Genomic DNA, 21,007 nt, shown 5'->3' on the forward strand with positions numbered 1-21,007 from the left:
TTAGTAAACCTTGTTTCCCCCTGATTTACTATTGAGCACGATTCTCGATATGATTGGGACTTCCTTGATTGAATAATCTAATTGGTGTCTAATCCATTTTATTTTGGCAAATAAATACTAAATCATATGTCAATCTTCAGAATATTAATAAAAACTATTAACCTCGTACAAAGATAAATCAGATCACTGTCTAAGCGCCCGACATCGTATGTCAGTTAACATATTTTGTGATTTTAATAACATTTTATTGGGTTCTTGAGTAATTGAAACTTGTTTATTAACTTGGCAGTATGAAGCAAAAAAAACAGAATCAGCTGAAAACAGAATTTGAAAGTTATATGGGTTTTTGGATAAACAATATGCTGAGCCAGGATCAGAAGATCATATTTCCAGAAATGTCTCAGGATACAGTTCCAAATAAATTAGCTGACATGGGATCAATGTATTTAAGCCGCATTATCTATGGCGCTTCAAGAGCCTTTCAATCAATGCATAACGATAGGTATAGAATCTTGGCGGATACAGCCTTTGACTTACTTTCTGATTTTAAGAATCCATCAGGAGGATATTTTTGGGGGAGAAAATATAATATGGAATGGAAACACGATGCCGATAATGTGAATATGGCTCAGGCATTTGTCATGTATGGTTTGGCAGAGTATTCAAAAATTAATTCATCACCAGCTGTTTCTGAACTATTAGAAGAACAATTGGCTTTTATTCAAGCAAATATAAAGGATGTCTCCAGCCAATGTTATCTTGATGGCTTTGATGAAAAATGGGCAAGAGGGGTAAATATGACAAGATCGTTTGGATCACATTTTCATATTATGGAGGCTTTGGTTTTGTTGTATGAACAGAAAAAAACAGATTCTTTAAGGGATTCAATTCGAGATCTAATCAATATAATTATTGACCGTTTTATAGACAAGAAGAATTATTCATGTCTACATCGTTTTACAGAAAATTGGGAATTACTACCTGATGAGGTATGGGCCGGTCATAATGCAGAATGCAGTTGGGTGATTTGCGAAGCAGCGAAAGCTATAAATGATGCAGCGCTGATAAAAAAAGCAGAAGATTTAGCGGTTAAGATGATGAATCAGGTTATTGAGACAGCAAGTGATAACGAACATGGAGGATATTTTAATGCGCTTGACGGCAGTAAACCCTTAGAAGAAGTCAAATCATGGTGGCCTCAAGCTGAAGTAGTTTTAGGACTTCTCAATGTTTTTAGCATAACCGGAGAAGAGAAGTATAAAAAATTAGCTCTTGAGCAATCCCAATACATAAGCAAGAAATTCATAACCGGAAAAGGGGAGTGGTATACAGAAATACATAAAACAGGTGCACCTGTTAAGGGTACACCTGTGGTTTTTTTCTGGAAATCATTGTACCATACGGTAAGGTATTATGACTATGTTTTAAGCTATTCTTAAGCCGCAATTTCGCTGTTCGAGAATGTGTCATGAGGGTTCATCATTTTATAGGTTTTCATTATATCTTTTATGTTTTCTTTTGTTACTTCTGCATCTGTCTCCAGGTAAAATTTTAAACCAACCAGAGTTTTGAAGAACATTTTAGCAATCATCCCTTTTAAAAAGCTTCCCATAAAAGCTGGTGAAGTATTAAAATGAATCGTTGCAGTTACCAAGGTTTGATTCGACAGTATTTCTTTTAGGTCGATTGTGCCTTTCATCTTATCTATCATGGGAAGTCCTCCTTGAATGATTTCAATATCAAAACTACTGTCTCCTCTTACCGCAACAATTTTTTCATGGATGGAATTTTTACTATCCAGATCGCATTGTCGTTCACAACCCAATTCTCCAATATTGCCTTTTGTAAAATGAGACCCCTCGATAAGTGGGTTAAAGGCATTGACTTCTCCAAACCGATTAAATAATACATCCCAGGCTTTAGCCTTAGTGCTGTTGACCATTATGTCAACGCTTACAGTTCTTAATTTTTTCATGGTTTCATCTTTATTTTGTTCAATACAAAGATCAGCTGAACCAAGAACTATTCGTTATTTGTTTGGCCCAATAAATTGCATAATTGGCCCAACGGGCTATTGTCGCGAAAAATTTTAAATTTTGGAGGTAATTAAAGGAGTGTGTTGTTAAAAGCAGAAAACCCTAGGTTTAATTAGGGTTGCTGGTACATGTTGAAGTCGTACCTAGAAATTTATGTGGAAATAATGTTTTGCTTGTTAACATGCTTAAAACGGAGTTTGATTGAAAAGTGTTTTTTAATAATCGTAGTTTCTTTTTTCTGACCAACTTACTCTTTTGCTTTTTTTGAATATTGTAGTTCTCATAATATTAATTTTAATAGTTGATAATTAGGTTTTGTTGGATTAAGATTTGATAGCGTAATTTCTGTGTGCTGACCATCTTACTCTTTTACTGTTGTTAAATATTGTAGTTCTCATGATATTATTTTTGATAATTGATAATTAGGTTTTGTTGGATTAAGATTTGATAGCATAATTTCTATGTGCTGACCATCTTACTCTTTTGCTATTGTTAAATATTGTAGTTCTCATGATATTATTTTTGATAATTGATAATTAGGTTTTGTTGGATTAAGATTTGATAGCATAATTTCTGTGTGCTGACCATCTTACTCTTTTGCTGTTGTTAAATATTGTAGTTCTCATGATATTTTTTTTGATAATTGATAATTAGGTTTTGTTTTGATTAAGATTTGATAGCATAATTTCTGTGTGCTGACCATCTTACTCTTTTACTGTTGTTAAATATTGTAGTTCTCATAATTATTGTTTTGTTGGTTACACTTATAAGACGACACATCTTCAAACATGTTACAGTACTATGTAAAACAAAGTACTATTTTAACAAATATTTCACACTAAATTATGTTAATTCATTGTTAGTCAGAACAATAAAAATATGTTAAAAAATCAAAAATATTTTTATTAACGTATTATTGGCACGATTTACTTCGAGTTTTCTCGAAATAATTATCGAATTGACATAAAAAAAGCCTTCTGTATATCACAGAAGGCCCAATTCTTATTCTTTTTATGTTTTTAAAGAAGGTATTGTTTAATAAAGTTCTTGTCAATCTCTAAATACACAATTCCTTCAATCAGATCAATTGCATAATTAGGTTTTCTATTCTTACCCAGTGAAATTGAGTTTTCACTTTCACCAGTGTCTTTATTTATTTTGACTAATGCTATACCTTCATCAGTTTTAGTGAGTACCATAATATAGTCACGAGATTCTTTTGTAGCTTTAAATCGCTTATTGGCAGCACTAAAAGCCATAGAGGCTGCACCTCCGGCTGCCTTGCTCATTTCATTATATGCCATTCCAACTTCAGCATAAGCCTGACCTTCTGCTGATTGATTTCCAGCCTGATTACTCGCCTGACTCAATGCTCCAGAAGCCAAGCCTGAAACTGCTGATACATAACCTGAGTAAATTGTACCTGCATATAAAAGTGCTCTTTTCCAGCCTTCTTCTTTGGGTGATTTATAATATGACTGATAGCTGAGTTTACCATCAAAATCGTACATGGCAAAGTTTTGATCTGAACTTATAATAATTCCTGAGCTTCTAACTTCAATTTGCTTGGGGCCTTCACCTTCTTTAAAGTCGATTTCAGTTTGTCCTGACATACTTATTTGTCCGGAGTTCAAGTCTATTGCATTTATTGAACTTGTTTTGTAGTTAAACAAGTATAATTGGTCATTGTTTTGTTCAACCAGATTATAACTGGTTTTTATATCTTTTTCCCACAATAGATCTCCAGTCGATGTATTGACAATATTCATTTCTTCTTCAGTAGCATATAAAATACCATTGTCAGTAGTTAAGGTATAACCTACGTATCCTTTCACTTTTATCGTTTTATCAAATGTGAATGTGCCAGATTGAGTATCTAAATAATTCAAAAAGTTCTTATCATTTCTTGTGGTGATTACAAGCATACCCTTTTCTGTAGGAGTGTAACTATAAATACCTCCTTTAATAGAGATACCTCTTCCTTTTTTACCCCAAAGTCCTTGACCGGTTTTAATATCAATCAGATTTACTTTTGAATTGTTTCTGCCAAACGGCATAATCAATAAATTATCAGCTATCCAGGTACTATGCCCCAGCTGTCCTTTTACAGTAACCGGTTTTTTCCAAATAAGATCGCCACTTTCAACACTATAAGCACGATAGGTTGAGCTGTAAGTGACTATTTGGTTTTGACTAGAACTTGTAATCGTTGCGTCATTTTCTTGCTCCGTACCAATCACAAAATATTCGAGTGAAGGATGAATGGCAAAATCTAATTTAATGTCTTCAGTATCTATTGTGGTTTCAGCAAATTTCTGTAGCAGATTACCCATACCGCCCATTGCACCAATTTGCTGAGATTCTTTTGTATTTGCAGCACTCCATACGACCTCTCCAGATAATGAATTAATACGTATATTTTTAAATAAAGTAACCCCAAGAAGTTCTTGGTCAGAGAGTTCAACTATATCAACGATTTTTCCAAAATCTTCCTTAGATTTCCAAAGGACCTGACCTGTTTCAATATCAACTGAAACAGCAATATTTTCTTTACCTTCAGATATTCCTGAAACAACTATTGAATTTGAGCGATATAACACGAAGTGATCTTTAACCTTTTTGATACCATTATCAAAGGAGTTAAAAACGGTGGATCCATCAAACATATTAATGAAAAATAAACCATGAGTGGTTTGAATTTTCGCAAATGGAGAGTTATTTAATTCAGTAAACTCTGTTTCACTTAAACCAGTGAATTTGCTATCATGCCAAATTACCTCCCCTGTATTATTTTCAATTCCAAACAAGCCTGAATCTGTTTGAACAATATAATTTCCTAATGAAGTAACAGTTTGCCAGTTTACTTCCTTTTCAAAAGAAGATGACCATGTTTCTTTAAGTTGTGCGTTAAGTGACATTGTCACAAACAACAAAATGAACATCGCAGTTTTATGAATCATAATAAATGCTTTTTTAGTTAAGTTTTAATCAATAGACATAACGTGGTTGAAGCATTTATAGTATAATAGCTCATAAAATGACGACTAATTTGCCTTTGGCCAAATTGTCTTCCATATAGGTATGGGCTTTAACAATTTCATCTAATGTGAAGACTCGGTCAACATTGAGGTTGATCATTCCTTTATCCACAAGGTCAATAAATTCCTGCAAACGCTTATGGTTAAGGTTGGCGGCTTCTCCCATATATACCGTGAGTCTTCCAAGGGATGGGATATCGCCCATAGGCGTAAATTCTTTCATCGACCATTCATTTCCAAGAATTCCGGTCATACATACCATTCCTTTAGGCTTGATGCATTGTAAAGAATCTTTTAAGGTTCGGGTGCCTATTAATTCCAATACCTTATCAATTCCATGAGGGAAAAGTTCTCTCACGGCATCTTTGACTGACCCTTGGTCTATAACAACATGATCAGCTCCGTTTTTTAGTAAGGATTCTGTTTTGTTTGCATTTCGAGTCGTTGCAATAACGGTTGCTCCAATATTTTTAGCCAATTGACAACTCAACATGCCGATAGAAGAAGTGCCTCCTCTAATAAGTAATATGTCTTTGGATGAAACTTCCAAAGCTTCTTGTAATGACCCAGACACTGTTTGAAACATTTCTGGGATAGCGCCGAGTATTTGCCAGGGCAAGGAGCTTTTAAAAGGAAAAATGATTTCTTCCGGGACGATTACATATTCAGCATAGCCGCCATCATAATTTCTTCCCATACCTCCCATAATGGCAGCCACTTGCTGCCCTTTTATGAGTTTGCCGGAAGGGTCATTTTCTACCACCCCAACACATTCAATTCCTTGTATCCTGGGGAAAAGCACATTAGGAGAATGGCCTTGTCTTGTAAACAGCTCTGATCGATTTAGCCCAAAAGCCTTCACTTTGATTAAAACCCAACCTTTTTCTGGCACAGGAATTGACCTTTCTTGAATTTCTATGACATTAGGGTTTCCTTTTCTGGTGGTAACTGCAGCTCTCATTGTTTTTATTTAAAACTAATAATAATGATATTATGACAATTACTAGTAGCCAAACAAAAAGACCTTGCTTTTTGTCTAATGACTGTCAGCAAGGTCTTTCTTTTCAATGTAATAACTAATTAGTTCAAAAATAGAATTACGTTAATACATAGATAATGACAATTGTCATCGTTTTTACTTTTTAGCGATTTATTTTAAAATTATTCAACTTAATATCATCTAATCCCTCATCGTCAAATGGATACTCTAACTGGTTCTGTATGTTATAGAGTGATACCAGGATAAACTGACTAAAAATAACAACAAAATAAGATATCCAGACATTGTGTTCCGCTCCAATTCTATTAATGATGGCAGGGGCATAAATTAATGGAAAGATATAAATAAAGATAAGACAGTATGCTTTTAGACTAATTGGCGTCCTGTGAATGTTTATAGCATGAACGTTTTCAATAGTTTCATGCAAGTCTTGCATGTACTTAAATATTTTTTCTGTTTTTTTTCCTGAAATCGCCTCTTTATGATTTTGCAAAAAATCAAAAAGCTGGTCTATATTTCCATCAAGCTCTGCAGTTTGAGTACTATTAGCTTTTAATTGTTTCATTAAATGATCACTAATAATTATAAGTAGTTTATGTGCTTCAATTTTTTCTTCTTCAGAAAGCTTGTCGTTACTAGCGAAAAAATAATCTAGTGTTTTTATAGTACCACGAAATTCGCTCAAATGTTCCAGCGCTTTTTCTCTTCTTCTAAAAGATCCTCTTATCGTAAATACAAGAGGGAATATAATCGCTATGCTTATAAGCGTTAGATCAATGTCAAAACTGACATGATAAGTAAAGCAGACATAAGTTGCAAGAATTGAAATGAGCAGTGCGACCCAGGTTCTATGATTGATAATAACAAGGTATGGTTTCACGTAATAACGTTTAGGCTTAATTAGCTAAAGGTAGGCAAAAAACTATAAATATCAAATGCAAGTCAATATAGTTGCAGTTCAGTCTTCTAGCTCGTATAAGTAAAAAGTTTAAAACAAAAAAAGACCGCTGGGGGAGAGCGGTCTTTCTAATAAAAAAATAATTAGTTTAGAATTCAAGATCAGAAATCAAATCGAATTCATCATAAATTGCTTTGTCTTGTAAGTCATCAAAGAAACTTGTTGACCCATATCTCACATCAAATTTTGTTCTGTCAATTTTAACATTAGCCGTAGCTTTGTTTCCGTAGATTGACATATCAAAAGTCACAGCATTTGTCTTGTCTTTAATTGTTAGATCAGCTGTTACTTCGTAAGAATTTTTACCAGTACTTTTCACATTTGTGAAAACCAATGAAGCAGTCGGGAATTTTTCAACACCAAAGAAATCATCTGATTTTAAATGTCCTTCTAATTTGGCTTTGTATTCACCTTCCATATCAGTATTTTCAATAGTTGACATGTCAATAACAAAGTCACCTCCAACTAATTTGTCATCTTTAAAAGTAAGTTGTCCTTCTTTTAGCCCAATGCTTCCTTTGTGAGATCCAGTTACTTTATATCCTTTCCAGGTTACTGAACTCGTTTCAATTTTAATTTCCTTTTTTCCGTCTTCAATAGTTGTAAATGCAAAAGTCACTGTCGCAATGATTAATGCTGCTATTATTGTTTGTGCTCTGTTTTTCATGTGTGTAATATTATTATGGTTATAGTTAAAAATATTCCTATTGCTTTTTTATACTGCTGCAATAAGGTTTTTTCTAGTTTTAGACTCGATGCCGTAATTTCTGAACTCTGACCATCGCACCTTTTTATTATTATTAAATATTTCAGTTTTCATAAGAATTGATTTAATTCTAGGTTGTTTTTAATTTATGATTTGAGGGCATAGTTTCTATGCGCAGACCATCTCACTCTTCTTGTATTATTAAATATTGTAGTTTTCATAATTTTAATTTTTAAATCTGTTATTATTTGAAGGCGATTTGACGGATTTTTTTTGATTACATTACAGCCCAATCGTTTTTCTAATTTTTACCTCCGCAATACAATTTTTCTTTTATGATCTTTCCGTCACTCCAATCTTGAACGGCAACCTGGGTAAAGCATTTTTCACCAAGTAATTTATCTACATAATTGATGTGCCATTCAACCATAGTACTTTGTTCACCAACGGTTACTTTTAATGGTTTAGCGCTTTTAAAATCAATGATGTTGTCGATTTGATTTTTCTTTGAGATCCGATTAAGTTCTTTCCCAATAACGGGTCTATCATCATTCACCTGGATCACAATATCTTCATCATAAAATGCTTCGAAAGCTTCCAAAAATGCTCCTTGCATCATCATGTCATTAAGGTCACTTATTTTTTCAATCAACAAATTCATTTTTCTTGTTTAAAAGAACATGACAAAGATGCGTTGACTTTGCATATCAGAAAATAAGACAGTTTATCAAATGATGTTAATCTAGATTAACATTTACTGCTCTAAGATCAATTGGCTTTTAATTTTGCTTAGAAATTCTTTGGTAATACCGAGGTAGGAAGCTATAAGGTATTGAGGAATGCGCTGTTCAATCTTTGGATATACGTTTCTGAAATGCAGATACCGGTCTTTGGCACTCATGCTTAAATTTCTAACGATTCTTTTTTGCGAAGAAACGAAAGCCCTTTCAATGATGAGTCTGAAGAATCTTTCTAATTTTGGAATTTGACGCAGCAATTCTTGCTGATCTTCATAAGAGATTTGAATAAGCGTCGTGTTTTCAAGACATTGAACATTGAAATCAGCGGGCTTTTGAGAAATATAACTACCCATATCTGAAGTCCACCAGTCTTCAATAGCAAACATGACCACGTGCTCTTGTCCATCCTCGTCTACAAAAAAGGTCTTGGTACAGCCTGACACAACAAAACCACTAAATTTACAAATGTCTCCTTGTTGCAGAAAATACTGCCCTTTAAGTAATTTTCTATAGGAGATCAAGTCGCAGAGTTTTTTCTCTTCGTTCTCGTCTAGTTGCACCAAACGATTTATATAATCCAGTAAGGGTTGAAAATCATCCATAAAAAAACAGCAGTTATTATAACTGCTGTCAAAAATAAGGATTTTAAGTCATCTATTTTCTAACCTGTTGCAGGTATCCTAAGACGTATACTGCGGGAGCGTTCCAGTTAATGCAAACTTCGTTTGAAGCAAAACTAGGTTCCACATCCATAAAGGCCTTTGCAGCAAATTCTGAACTATAGGTCACTTCATGTGCATCTTGTCGGTCATTATTTGGTCCGCCCAGGATAAAGCCAGGAACCGGATCAGCTATGCCATCTGCACCACTTGGTCTATGATGAGGAAAGATTACTTTTTTAGTGCCAAAACCAGTCATAAAAGAATAACCAGTTGCATTCTTACCAAATATATAATCAGTTATCTGTTCAGCCCCGATTAAGTATTTTTCTTCTCCTGAAATTCTATGCGCCACACATAAGATTAAAGCCTGATTCAAAATGTCACTGTTAGATCCCCAAACAAAATTGTCTAAGGCAATGTGATAAGGATGATCACTAATTTTTTGTAATATTTCATCAGCTAAGGTCAAATGCCCTGTTGTTAATGATTCAGCCATTTCAGGATCTAAGTCATCTTTATTCTCTAAAAGTGAATGGAAGCCTACATTGCGAACAAAATGCATCCAGCTATCAGCTAATTGATGTTGATATGTTTGATTGAATTCTGTCATGGCGCTTTTATAGGTGTCATTTTTAGTAGCCAAAAACAATTCTGATGCCGCCCAGAAAAAGTCATCTGAAAATTCAGCATCTCCATATTGTCCGGTACTCACATCTTCCGGGTTTTTAAAAGCAATATTGTTGTTATTCTGTGCCCAGTTCCAGGCTTTGACAGATGCATCAAGTGCTTTGGCTGACCATTCAGGATCAATTTCTTTATACAATCTTGAGGCTTGAGCTAGCACTGCCGCAAAGTCTAATGTTGAGGCTGTTGCTTTTCCAATGATATAGCGATCGAGGTCATAGGCTTCGGGCATAATAAAGCCACCAAACCCAAGAGCCGTCAATTTAAAATATACGCCACCATCATCATCTTGCATGGTTAAGATCCAATCCAATTCATATTTAAGCTCATCCCATAAGTCACTAATACCATTACCACTTTCAGGGATATTTAAATCGCCATCTGAAATGCCATCAGGAAATTGCTCAAGTAATAATAGCATTTCACCTACAGAAAGTGAGGCGTTTACGATGTATTTTCCATAATCACCAGCATCGTACCATCCGCCTGGTGCGTTCAATGTGCCTTCTGATTTACCCGAAGAAGGGTGGTAGATACAGGCATCATCAGGATGTCCGGCAGCTCTTTTATAAATGCCCCCGTAAGTTTCTTCAATAGCCATTGAGGCTCTCTGAAAATAATAACTTTTTATAGCAGCATGTAATACGGGTTCGTAAATATTATTTTTAATTTCAAATGGATAAGAACTAGTCTTTCCATCAACTATTATATGATAAGTACCAGGCGTATTAAACTCAGTAAAATCTCCAAACATTACTTTTTCTCCTGAAGTTTTCCAGGTTCCCTGATCAACAAGTACTCCACTGAAAACAACTTTTTCATCATTATCAGCAAGATCAAAACTAGTTCCTGATAGATCTGCAAGTATGAATTCTTTGACTGAAGAAGGATAATAGCCTACTTGGTTTAACCGGATCTGGTCACTTACTTTTATTGGTTCGTTTACTTTGGTTTGACAAGAAATTATGAGCGCAGCGAAGAGAAAAGCAGAGAATAGTTTTTTCATGATGAAAGAATTTGTAAGAATCAAAATATTAATCCTTCAAATTTATAAATTTGATCATCAAGATCTTAATATTAAATTGTCACATACAAAATCTAATCTGTCATTTTTAGATGAAAACATCGAGAACTCATGTTTTGAACCAAAATTCCATGCTTATGATAAATCCATCTTTTTGGCATTCAATTCTGTATTCTTAAGCATAGGTTGCCATTTTAAATAGGTAGCAGAGCGCCATAACCATTCAAGTGGCCCGTATTTAAAAGTTTGAAGCCAATACTTACTGGCTAATGTTTGGACAATGATTAATAATATGGCCATTGCAAGTAAAAAGATGGTTCTTATCTGTCCGAGATAACCCAATCCCCAGCCAAAGAATATAAAGGTTCCAATTACTGATTGTAGTATGTAATTCGTTAGGGCCATTTTTCCATAAGGTGCAAAGAATAGCAATCTTTTTTCCCATTTTTCTCTTTGAAATAAGAGCAGGAATCCGCAAAGTATAATGGTAGACATTGAGATATTGAACCAATCCATAAAGTTAATACCAAATGTAAAATGTAAAGAAGTATTATCTATTGGTTGGTCAATGGTGGCAAAAGTAGCAAAGGTGATAACAACCGATACCAGCATTCCCGCTACGGCCCAAAGCATAACCGTTTTTATTTTTTTTGAAAAGGCTTCTATATTATTGAACAGCTCAATTCTACCTAACCACAAGCCTATAAGGAAATAGCCGAAAGTATAGTAGAACCTACCAAATAAAGACAGTTGAAAATCTATTTTGGTAAGCATCCCGTAGGTGGCATTGGCTTTGAATACCTCAAGCAAACTGCCATTTTGTATGGTATCAAAATAGGCGAGAACCTGTGGGTGATTAACATCCATCATGGAGTGAATTCCGGTAGGGCTTTCGCCTCCAAAAATAAAGAACGCGATAATTCTGGGAATCCCAAGGAAAATAAACCCAGCCGTGATCAACAACCATTTTGTTGGAATTCTGTAATAGGGTATTAAAAATGGAGCCAGTACAGCGTAAATAGTGAGAATATCACCTCGGTAAAATAATTGATGTACATAGCCTATTCCAAATAGTAATATTGCTCTCCATAAAAACCTTTTTCCAAATTTTATATTTTTTTTCTCAGCTGATTGCATCTGTATAGCAAAGCTTAATCCAAACAGAATAGAAAATAATGCGAAGAATTTACCCGTAAAAAAAATTGGCATGAGTCCTTGAACAATTTGATCGGGTAATGAATTGACTCCTTCCATAAACCCTTCGGAAGACGGACCGGCAATATATTGTTCTAGCATATGCACCAAGGCTACTCCTGCCAAGGCAAATCCTCTTAAAGCGTCAACACTGTGAATTCTTTTAGATTGGATAGTTGTGCTCATGGTTATCTCTTATTCAGGTGAATGAATACATTAAATTGACGCAGTTAGCTGCAAAACGTTACGAGAATAAAAGATTATTCCAGAAATTTTTAAGCGCAATCACCTGATTTACATTAATTATTTTTTTGTCCTGTAAAGATTTGCATAGTTGAGAACTATTCATATATTTGGTCAACCAATTTGGTCAACCAATTTTTTAAGCAAAGTATGAGACAATTATTATTGATTTTTTTTACAGCGTTTTACCTTCATGCAGGATTGTATTCATGCACTGAAAAAGAAGATAAAGGTCAGCTTGTACATAATGTGACCGAATTTGATGAGGCCGTAAGAAACGCAAAACCTGGCTCGAAGATAATTTTGGCTAATGGGGAGTGGAGCAACACAGAATTGCTATTTGAAGGAAACGGAACCGAGACAGACTCTATAGTTTTGTCGGTAGAGACGAAAGGGAAAGTGATTTTAACTGGTAGTTCCAATTTAAGCATAGCCGGTTCTTTTTTAAAAGTAGAAGGCTTGGTTTTTAAAAATGGTTATACACCTACAAATTCAGTGATTTCATTTCGCAAGAACCGAGATGAGATGGCAACTAACTCTCGTTTAACAGAATGTGTTATTGATAATTTCAACAATCCAGAACGTCATGTTCAAGACTATTGGATTACCATTTACGGTAAAAATAATAGAATTGATCACAACCATATTGAAGGAAAAAAGAATTTGGGCGTTACGATGATTGTTGGTTTAGATACAAAAGGAAGTATAGAAAACAATCATAAAATAGATCATAATTATTTTGGTCCTCGCCCGACTTTTGGAAATAACGGGGGTGAAACACTCAGAATAGGAACAAGTCACAATGCTTTAGAGAATTCTAATACTCTGGTGGAATCTAATTATTTTGACAGATGTAATGGTGAGCATGAGATTATTTCAAATAAGTCTTGTCAAAACACCTTTAAATACAATACATTTTATGAATGTACGGGTACCTTAACTATGCGTCATGGAAACGAAACTTTAGTAGATGGAAATGTGTTTATCGGAAATGGTAAGCCGAGTACAGGTGGAGTCAGAGTCATAAATGAAACGCAAACTGTTATCAATAATTACCATATCGGTTTAACCGGATATCGTTTTAGAGGCGCATTTGTAATGATGAATGGCGTGCCAAATTCACCACCAAACAGATATGTTCCGGTTATTGATTCAAAAGTAAATAATAACACATTTATCAATTGTGATCATATTCAATTATGCGCAGGTAGTGATGCAGAAAGAAGTAAAGCACCATTAAATTCAGAAATTTCAGGAAACATATTTTATCATGAAGATAAAACTGATTTGTTTACAATTTATGATGATATAAGCGGAGTCAGTTTTAAAGATAATATTTTAGGAAACAATTTAAAAACAACAATTTCTAGTGGTTTTGAAAATGCGGATATAACTTTAGAGAAGAATGCGCAAGGATATTTGATTCCTAAGTCTGATAAGATAAAAAATGAAGTGGTCATAAACGCAGCTATTGCCACAAAAGAAAGTACAGGAACAAACTGGTATGCTAAAGCTGATAAAAGTGTAGCCTTAAATTCAGGTAAAACCATAAAAGTAGCCGCAGGTATTAACACTTTGTTTGAAATAGTCAAAGAATCACAAGCAGGAGATATTATAGAATTAGAAGAAGGAGGTACTTATTTGTTAACCAAAGCAGTGAAAGTAAAGCATCCGCTCACTTTTAAAACTTCAGGAAACACTAAGGCTACAATTTTGTTTGAAAGAATGATGGCTTTCGAAATTCAAAATGGAGGGAGTTTATCGCTGGAAAATATAATTTTTGATGGTGCAAAATCTCCAGATTACGCAGGTAATGCAGTTATTAGTACAAGTAAAAACTCAATGAATGATAACTATAAATTATTTATTGAAAACTGCGAGTTTGTAGATTTAGTTGTCAATCATTCTTTTGATGTGTTAAGAGTTTCTAAGGGGACGTTTGCAGACACCATAAGTATTTCAAATTCAAAATTTAAAAATATCACGGGGCATATAGCTGCCTTAGACAAAGAAACAGACGATATTGGTGCCTATAATGTAGAATATCTGTTGATGAAAAACAATACCATTACTGATGTACAAGGAGCTGCATTGCGTTTGTATAGAGGAGGAAAGGATGAAAGCACATTTGGGCCTTTTTTAGAATTTGATCATAATGTGTTGGATCATGTTGGTTATGGTAAGAAGAATAAATACAAACGGGCTATGTCATTATATGGTGTTCAGGTAAATGATATTGAGAACAATATTTTTAATAACTCTAAAGCAATGGAAATGCACCTGGTTGTTGGAGAGCCTATTGTAAATATTCTAAACAATAATTTTTACAACTCAGATGAGTTAGTCATTACGGGTGACCAAAAATACAATTTAAAGAATGTTTGGAATTTGAATCCAGACTTTATTGATGGCACCTATCAATTGTCTGAGAAATCGGCACTGATTAATAAAGGAACAGATAATTTAAATCTTGGGTTAACTTCTCAAATGCAATAAAATAAATAATGAATAAAATACATATTTTAGTTTTTTCAATTGCCTTCGTACTCGTTTCATGTAATAAGACTGCAGAGTTTAAAACAGTAGATAAAACCGGTGAGCAGTCTCATCCCAGTTTAGTGCTAACTAAAAAAGGGGTTAAAGACATTAGAGCTAATTTAGGGCAAATACCGATTTTTGATAAGACCTTAGCTGCCGCTCAAAAAGAGATTGATGCGGAAATCATAAAGGGTTTTGACGTTCCAGTTCCAAAAGATTATTCTGGAGGCTATACGCACGAAACGCATAAAAAGAATTATATCCTAATGCAAAAAGCTGGGGTATTATATCAAATCTTGGATGATGATAAGTATGCCAAATATGTAAAAGACATGTTGTTTGAGTATGCAAGGCAATATCCAACATGGCCTATTCATCCTAAACCACGGTCATACGCCAGAGGTAAGTTATTTTGGCAATGTTTAAACGATTCTAATTGGTTGGTGTATACAAGTCAAGCTTATGATTGTATATATGAATATTTATCTGAAGAAGAACGCAACACATTAGAGACAGATTTATTTAAACCTTTTGCTGATTATATTTCTAAAGAAAATCCTCAGTTTTTTAACAGAGTTCACAATCATGCCACATGGGGTAATGCGGCTGTTGGTATGATTGCTTTGGCTATGGATGATGATGCGCTTTTAGATAGGGCTTTGAATGGTGTTAACGATGATAAATTTGATCCAGATGAAAAGGATAATGATGGTGGTTATATTAGAAAAGATGGCCAAAAAATAGGCTTTTTTGCCAATGTAAATGAGCCTTTTTCACCAGATGGGTATTTTACAGAAGGTCCTTATTATCAGCGTTACGCTTCGTATCCATTTTTAATTTTTGCACAAGCGCTTCAAAATAAAAAGCCCGAACAAAAAGTGTTTGAGTATAAAGATGGTGTGCTTTTAAAAAGTGTAAATGCCTTATTAAACTTATCAAATGCTGATGGCGAGTTCTTTTTGTTGAACGATGCTCAAAAAGGAATGTCTTATTTTAATTCATCTTTAATATCTACTGTTGATATAGGCTATCATTTTGGAGGAAATAACCCAGAATTATTGAGTATAGCAGAAATGCAGGATGAAGTTACGCTTGATGACGCAGGTTTAGCAGTTGCTCTTGGTATTGCAGCAGCTAGGGAAAAGCCTTTTGTAAAAAAATCTATTGAATTATCAGATGGTGCAAATGGGGATGAAGGTGCAGTTGGCATTTTACGTAGCGGCGATATGGAGTTGGTTTTTAAATATACAGCTCACGGATTAAGTCATGGACATTACGATAAATTATCTTTTGCTTTATTTGATGGCGGTACTGAGGTTGTTCAAGATTACGGCATGAGTCGTTTTGTTAATATTGAGCAAAAAGGTGGCGGTAACTATTTAAAGGAGAATACCACTTGGGCTAAACAGAGTATTGCACATAATACATTGGTACAAAATGAAAAATCTCAATTTAATGGAAAGTATGATATTGGAAGCAAGTATCATTCTAATAAATATATATTCAGTGTTGAAGATGAAAATATTCAAGTTGCGAGTGCCAAAGAGGAGAATGCTTATCCGGGAACTAAGATTCACAGAACTATGGTAACTATTAAGGATAAAGATTACCAAAATCCTTATGTGTTAGATATAATGCGTGTATCATCTGAATCCTCAAACCAATATGATTTACCATTTTTCTTTTTAGGGCAAATTATGCAAACCAATTTTGATTATAAGAAATTAGATGCGCCTGAAATTTTAGGGAATTCTGCTGGTTACCAGCATTTATATAAAGAAGCTGGAGCATTGGTTAATGGAGAAAACATAAAATTAAACTGGTTACAAAATGATAAGTTTTATACTTATTCTGCTATAACTTTTAATAATGATGAAGTTATTTTTGGTAGGATTGGTGCAAATGACCCAGACTTTAATCTGCGAAATGAGCAAACACTAATTTTAAGAAAAAACAATGCAAAGGATGCATTGTTTGTTTCGACAATAGAATCTCATGGAACATATTCTCCTGTGTCTGAGTTAGCTGTTAATGCATATAGTAATATAGATGATGTGTCTGTTTTATTAGATTCAAAAGAATATACAGCAATTCAAATTAATACAAAAAACGATACATCAAAAGTCTTTATCATTTCAAACGAAAACAATGATAAGGAATCGGAGCATAAATTGACAATAGACAATAAAGAGTATACCTGGAGAGGTTCGTATATATTAACAGAGAACAAATAAATTAAAAATTATGAAGCGATTTAGTGAAAAGTATGTCATAACAAAAGAAATGGAATGGGAAGAGCTTGGCGGAGGAGTATCAAGAAAGTTCTTAGGTTACGATAACCAGATCATGATGGTAAAAGTGAAATTTGAGAATGGAGCATTAGGTGCCCCACATCAGCATTTTCACACGCAAGCTACCTATTGTGTTTCTGGTAAATTTGAATTTGAAATTGATGGACAAAAGAAAATTGTAGAAGCAGGAGATGGCGTGTATATCGAGCCTAATTTATTGCATAGTGCAATTTGTTTGGAAGAAGGGATCTTAATTGACACATTTAGCCCGGTAAGAGAAGATTTCTTAAGTGGTGATGGGGTGTCTTATTTTGGAGATAAGCAGTCATAAAAAAAATCTACTTGCCCAATCCGAGAAGGTTTTATGGAATAAAAGCCACATTGAGTCAAAAAAATATCAAAATAGTTTGTTAAAAAGGTAAAATAGTATATATTTGGTGAACCAAAGTGGTAAACCAGTTTGGAAAACCAAAAAAATAATAACTATTTACAACTCAAAAAAAATCAAAGAATATGAAAAATTGACTTCACAAAAAAAGGACGGGTGCACACCCATCCTTTCGCAAAACATTTACTTCGTGTCGAGGGAAGTAAAATTAAACATGTAATTACGTATAATTACACACTTCTGCAAAATTACAAAATCTTTTCGATTTATCAGAGTGTCTGTTTTTATTCAGTAATAGGTTAGAGATGATACCGAAGCCCATATATGGTAAGGTATCTAATTGAATTTTATATAAGAACATAACAAAATAATTATGAATTTAAAAGCTAAATTAATATTAGTCGTAGTCTTACTTCTTAATATTCCTTTGTTTGCTCAGGACACTTATTCATTATCAGGTACGATAACTGCAGAGACAGACGGAACTGCGCTTCCTGGTGTTAGTGTATTGATCGTTAATACATCTGATGGTGTAGTAACAGATTTTGACGGGAATTTTGAGGTAGACGTAAAAACTGGTGATCAACTTAAGATTTCTTATCTAGGCTATGTATCACAAACTATCGATATTCAAAGTCAAACAACTTTAAATATTGCATTGGTTGAAGACCTTAATCAATTAGATGAAGTAATTCTGATTGGATATGGAACACAGAAAAAATCACATTTAACTGGAGCAATTTCCAAGGTTACAAATGAAAACCTCGATCAAATTGCCGTACCAAGGGTTGATGATGCTCTTGTAGGACAAGTATCTGGGGTTAATGTGCAACAAACAAGTGGTGAGGCTGGTGCCGCACCAACAATCCGTATTAGGGGTAATGGTTCTGTTACAGGTATCCAGGGGCCGCTAATTGTTGTTGATGGAGCTATTGTTGACAATGACTTCCTTACCAACATGGATATGAATGATATCGAATCTTTTGAGGTTTTAAAGGATGCTGCATCTGCAGCCATTTTTGGAGCTAGAGCTGGTAATGGTGTTATTCAAATTACTACAAAACAAGGAAAAGAAGGAAGAACTCGATTCAGTTTAAACCATTATACTGGTGTTAAATCGGCTCATAAGAGTGATGCTTATAATTTTTCAGTGGCAGACTGGGCAGCTCAAGAGTTAGCCGCTACTGGTGAATTGTCAGATCAAACATTGGTTAAGCAACAATTAGGTGTTGACCAAGATTGGCAAGACATTATTTTCGATGGTGGAATTATCACAAATACAGCTTTAAGTGTTAGAGGTGGTAGTGCAAAAACAAAATTTAGTACTGCTTTAAGTTACTTGCATGATGAAGGTGTTTTATTGACAGATGATTTCAAAAAATATAACTTGAAGTTAAGAGTTGATACTCAATTCAATGATAAGTTTTCTGCAGGTGTAAGCCTTACCCCTTCTTATTCAGACACAAGAAGAATGGATGGTTCTACTCATGATATCACAAGACAGCCACCATGGTTGCCTTTATATTTGGATGAAAACACTATTCAATTTGTAAACAGAGTTAGAGACGGTGGAAAATATGCAGATGCACAAATTGGTGATTATGCTATTCAAAGAATGTTTGATGACTGGGATTTAGAGACAGGTCAGGCAGTGGCTTCTGGAGGAACTGATATCAGTAATACATCAAATACCAATCCAGGTGCGAAGGTATTGGAAAGAGAACGTACAGATAAAAAATTCAAATTGAACGGTAGTATGTACGGTCAATGGAATATTATAGATGGTTTGAGTTTTAGAACTGCACTTTCAGGTGATTTCCAAAATACCAGAAGACAAAGATGGCAAGGTGTTTTATCAAATAGAAATGGTGCTTCTGCTGCTTCAAATCAAGAGACAAATGAAGAACGTATCCACTTGATTTGGGATAATGTTTTATCTTATAACAAAACTTTTAATGAAGTACACGATTTTAGTGCTATTGCTGGTGTTTCTATAGAGAGTTATGATTCTTATTTTTCAAGAATTGATGCTACTGGATATGAATCTGATGATGTTAAAACAATTAGTGGTGCAGCGGTTATTTCCGGTGCTACTTCAATGACTTGGCAAAAAAGACAGCAGGCTTATTTTTTCAGAGCCAATTATGCTTATAAAGACAAGTATTTAGTTTCAGCTAGTTTTAGACAAGAAGGAAGTTCTATATTCGGTCCAGATAATAAATATGGTAGTTTCCCGGCAATTTCTGCTGGTTGGAATATCAGTAATGAAGACTTCTTACAAGATAGTAAAGCCGTTAGTTACCTAAAATTAAGAATTAGTTATGGTATAACTGGTAATGATAGGTTAAACACGGGAAATCAAAATCCAAATGTTTCGAGTGGTAATTTTAATCTTTCAACAGGTGATCTGTTGGTTGATAATTATCCATCATATGCTTTGCTAACTACTGGTACTTCTATTGTGAATGGAACTAAGGTTACTGGTATTACTGCACAAAACATAGCAAATGCTCAGTTACAGTGGGAACAATCAGTTGAGATTAACCCTGGTATTGATTTTGGTTTCATAAATAACAGAATTACGGGTTCGTTTGAATACTACAATAGAACAAGTAGTCAATTATTATTGAATAACGATATATCTAGTACTACTGGGTTTACACAAGCCTTAGTAAATATTGGAGAAGTTGAAAATCAAGGTGTTGAATTTGAATTGAGAACAAAGAATATCATGAAAGAAAATTTCTCATGGTCTTCTATGGTAATCATGTCTCATAATGAGAATACATTAAAAGATTTTGCTGATTCAAACGGGAATATTACAAATGTTGATTCTAAAAGAGCATCCGAATGGATCAATTTAGAAGGAAACCCTATCTCTTCATTTTATGGTTGGGTAGTTGACAGAGATATTCCTCTAGAATATATCAACAATCCTTGGCATCCAATTGGTGCAGAGGCTCAAGATGTTTATGTAAGAGATTTAAATGGTGATGGTTTAATTGATGATGATGATAAGACCATTCTTGGAGATCCTTATCCAGATTTTATTTGGAGTTTCACCAATACGTTTAAACTGAACAATTTTGATCTTAGTTTTATGTTCCAAGGAAGTCACGGTGCAAAAATTAGAAATATGGGTGATCAATACATTTTCAATCACTTTAATTCTAGACAGGATTTCAATCCTGCAACGACTCCTGATCAAGGATTTATTAAGCAGAAGATCTTTACTGATGATATCATTCAAGATGCTTCTTACGTGTCTTTAAGAAATGTAAATCTTGGATATAATTTCCCAGACGAATGGACTACTCAAAGTGGTATTTTCTCTGGAGGAAGATTATACATATCTGGTCAAAACTTACTGTATTGGAGAGCAGATGATTATACAGGTTACAACCCAGAGTCAGTAGACAATACAAGTTCTACGACATATGGTTATCAAAGAGCAGGTGCTCCAGTTTACAGCACGGTATCATTAGGTTTTAACCTGCAGTTTTAA

The 21,007-nt window shown here is 34.2% G+C and carries 14 protein-coding genes; 5 read left to right on the plus strand and 9 right to left on the minus strand.

The genetic code is table 11. The annotated features are described in order from the left end of the window. The first annotated feature begins 290 nt into the window (after window positions 1–290). Window positions 291–1,439, plus strand: a complete 1,149-nt coding sequence (locus QWY87_RS03595) for an AGE family epimerase/isomerase (protein WP_290288305.1) — start codon at window positions 291–293, stop codon at window positions 1,437–1,439. Here the strand turns inward: QWY87_RS03595 and QWY87_RS03600 are convergent. From QWY87_RS03600 to QWY87_RS03640, 9 genes are all read right to left on the minus strand, one after another. Further along, window positions 1,436–1,975, minus strand: coding sequence for an SRPBCC family protein (locus QWY87_RS03600; protein ID WP_290288308.1), 540 nt, complete (start codon window positions 1,973–1,975; stop codon window positions 1,436–1,438). The two genes, QWY87_RS03595 and QWY87_RS03600, sit on opposite strands and share 4 nt — an antisense overlap. Window positions 1,976–3,055: 1,080 nt before the next feature. After that, complete coding sequence (locus QWY87_RS03605) at window positions 3,056–4,996, minus strand: outer membrane protein assembly factor BamB family protein (RefSeq protein WP_290288309.1); 1,941 nt, start codon at window positions 4,994–4,996, stop codon at window positions 3,056–3,058. Between the two features lie 70 nt (window positions 4,997–5,066). Next, window positions 5,067–6,035, minus strand: a complete 969-nt coding sequence (locus QWY87_RS03610; RefSeq protein WP_290288310.1) for a zinc-binding alcohol dehydrogenase family protein — start codon at window positions 6,033–6,035, stop codon at window positions 5,067–5,069. 181 nt (window positions 6,036–6,216) lie between these two features. Next, a complete protein-coding gene (locus QWY87_RS03615; RefSeq protein ID WP_290288311.1) occupies window positions 6,217–6,954 on the minus strand; it encodes a hypothetical protein in 738 nt (245 codons plus the stop codon). Between the two features lie 166 nt (window positions 6,955–7,120). Further along, the gene (locus tag QWY87_RS03620; protein WP_290288313.1) at window positions 7,121–7,699 is read right to left on the minus strand and encodes a YceI family protein; all 579 of its coding nucleotides are present in this window, start codon (window positions 7,697–7,699) and stop codon (window positions 7,121–7,123) included. Window positions 7,700–8,039: 340 nt separating this feature from the next. Then, the gene (locus QWY87_RS03625) at window positions 8,040–8,399 is read right to left on the minus strand and encodes a hypothetical protein (protein ID WP_290288315.1); all 360 of its coding nucleotides are present in this window, start codon (window positions 8,397–8,399) and stop codon (window positions 8,040–8,042) included. A 93-nt stretch (window positions 8,400–8,492) separates the two neighbouring features. Next, on the minus strand, window positions 8,493–9,080 hold the full coding sequence (locus QWY87_RS03630) for a Crp/Fnr family transcriptional regulator (RefSeq protein ID WP_290288317.1): 588 nt from the start codon (window positions 9,078–9,080) through the stop codon (window positions 8,493–8,495). 52 nt (window positions 9,081–9,132) lie between these two features. Continuing rightward, the gene (locus QWY87_RS03635) at window positions 9,133–10,830 is read right to left on the minus strand and encodes a glycoside hydrolase family 9 protein (RefSeq protein ID WP_290288320.1); all 1,698 of its coding nucleotides are present in this window, start codon (window positions 10,828–10,830) and stop codon (window positions 9,133–9,135) included. Window positions 10,831–10,983: 153 nt separating this feature from the next. Next, window positions 10,984–12,228 (minus strand): DUF418 domain-containing protein, encoded by a 1,245-nt coding sequence (locus QWY87_RS03640; protein ID WP_290288321.1) that lies wholly within the window; start codon window positions 12,226–12,228, stop codon window positions 10,984–10,986. A 207-nt stretch (window positions 12,229–12,435) separates the two neighbouring features. Here QWY87_RS03640 and QWY87_RS03645 point away from each other — a divergent pair, with 207 nt between their 5' ends. The 4 genes from QWY87_RS03645 to QWY87_RS03660 all read left to right on the plus strand — a co-directional run bounded on the left by QWY87_RS03645 (window position 12,436) and on the right by QWY87_RS03660 (window position 21,007). Further along, window positions 12,436–14,781, plus strand: coding sequence for a polysaccharide lyase 6 family protein (locus QWY87_RS03645; protein ID WP_290288322.1), 2,346 nt, complete (start codon window positions 12,436–12,438; stop codon window positions 14,779–14,781). 8 nt (window positions 14,782–14,789) lie between these two features. Beyond that, complete coding sequence (locus tag QWY87_RS03650) at window positions 14,790–17,057, plus strand: alginate lyase family protein (protein ID WP_290288323.1); 2,268 nt, start codon at window positions 14,790–14,792, stop codon at window positions 17,055–17,057. 10 nt (window positions 17,058–17,067) lie between these two features. Further along, the gene (locus tag QWY87_RS03655; RefSeq protein WP_290288325.1) at window positions 17,068–17,445 is read left to right on the plus strand and encodes a cupin domain-containing protein; all 378 of its coding nucleotides are present in this window, start codon (window positions 17,068–17,070) and stop codon (window positions 17,443–17,445) included. Between the two features lie 430 nt (window positions 17,446–17,875). After that, complete coding sequence (locus QWY87_RS03660; protein ID WP_290288328.1) at window positions 17,876–21,007, plus strand: SusC/RagA family TonB-linked outer membrane protein; 3,132 nt, start codon at window positions 17,876–17,878, stop codon at window positions 21,005–21,007.

The sequence above is a fragment of the Lutimonas halocynthiae genome (assembly GCF_030409835.1).
GTDB classification, from domain to species: Bacteria; Bacteroidota; Bacteroidia; order Flavobacteriales; family Flavobacteriaceae; genus Lutimonas; species Lutimonas halocynthiae.

Coding starts and splice junctions, on each gene's coding strand:
- QWY87_RS03605 (WP_290288309.1), bottom strand. CDS start 4,996: ATGATTCATAAAACTGCGATGTTCATTTTGTTGTTTGTGACAATGTCA.
- QWY87_RS03630 (WP_290288317.1), bottom strand. CDS start 9,080: ATGGATGATTTTCAACCCTTACTGGATTATATAAATCGTTTGGTGCAA.
- QWY87_RS03640 (WP_290288321.1), bottom strand. CDS start 12,228: ATGAGCACAACTATCCAATCTAAAAGAATTCACAGTGTTGACGCTTTA.
- QWY87_RS03625 (WP_290288315.1), bottom strand. CDS start 8,399: ATGAATTTGTTGATTGAAAAAATAAGTGACCTTAATGACATGATGATG.
- QWY87_RS03655 (WP_290288325.1), top strand. CDS start 17,068: ATGAAGCGATTTAGTGAAAAGTATGTCATAACAAAAGAAATGGAATGG.
- QWY87_RS03600 (WP_290288308.1), bottom strand. CDS start 1,975: ATGAAAAAATTAAGAACTGTAAGCGTTGACATAATGGTCAACAGCACT.
- QWY87_RS03650 (WP_290288323.1), top strand. CDS start 14,790: ATGAATAAAATACATATTTTAGTTTTTTCAATTGCCTTCGTACTCGTT.
- QWY87_RS03645 (WP_290288322.1), top strand. CDS start 12,436: ATGAGACAATTATTATTGATTTTTTTTACAGCGTTTTACCTTCATGCA.
- QWY87_RS03610 (WP_290288310.1), bottom strand. CDS start 6,035: ATGAGAGCTGCAGTTACCACCAGAAAAGGAAACCCTAATGTCATAGAA.
- QWY87_RS03635 (WP_290288320.1), bottom strand. CDS start 10,830: ATGAAAAAACTATTCTCTGCTTTTCTCTTCGCTGCGCTCATAATTTCT.
- QWY87_RS03595 (WP_290288305.1), top strand. CDS start 291: ATGAAGCAAAAAAAACAGAATCAGCTGAAAACAGAATTTGAAAGTTAT.
- QWY87_RS03620 (WP_290288313.1), bottom strand. CDS start 7,699: ATGAAAAACAGAGCACAAACAATAATAGCAGCATTAATCATTGCGACA.
- QWY87_RS03660 (WP_290288328.1), top strand. CDS start 17,876: ATGAATTTAAAAGCTAAATTAATATTAGTCGTAGTCTTACTTCTTAAT.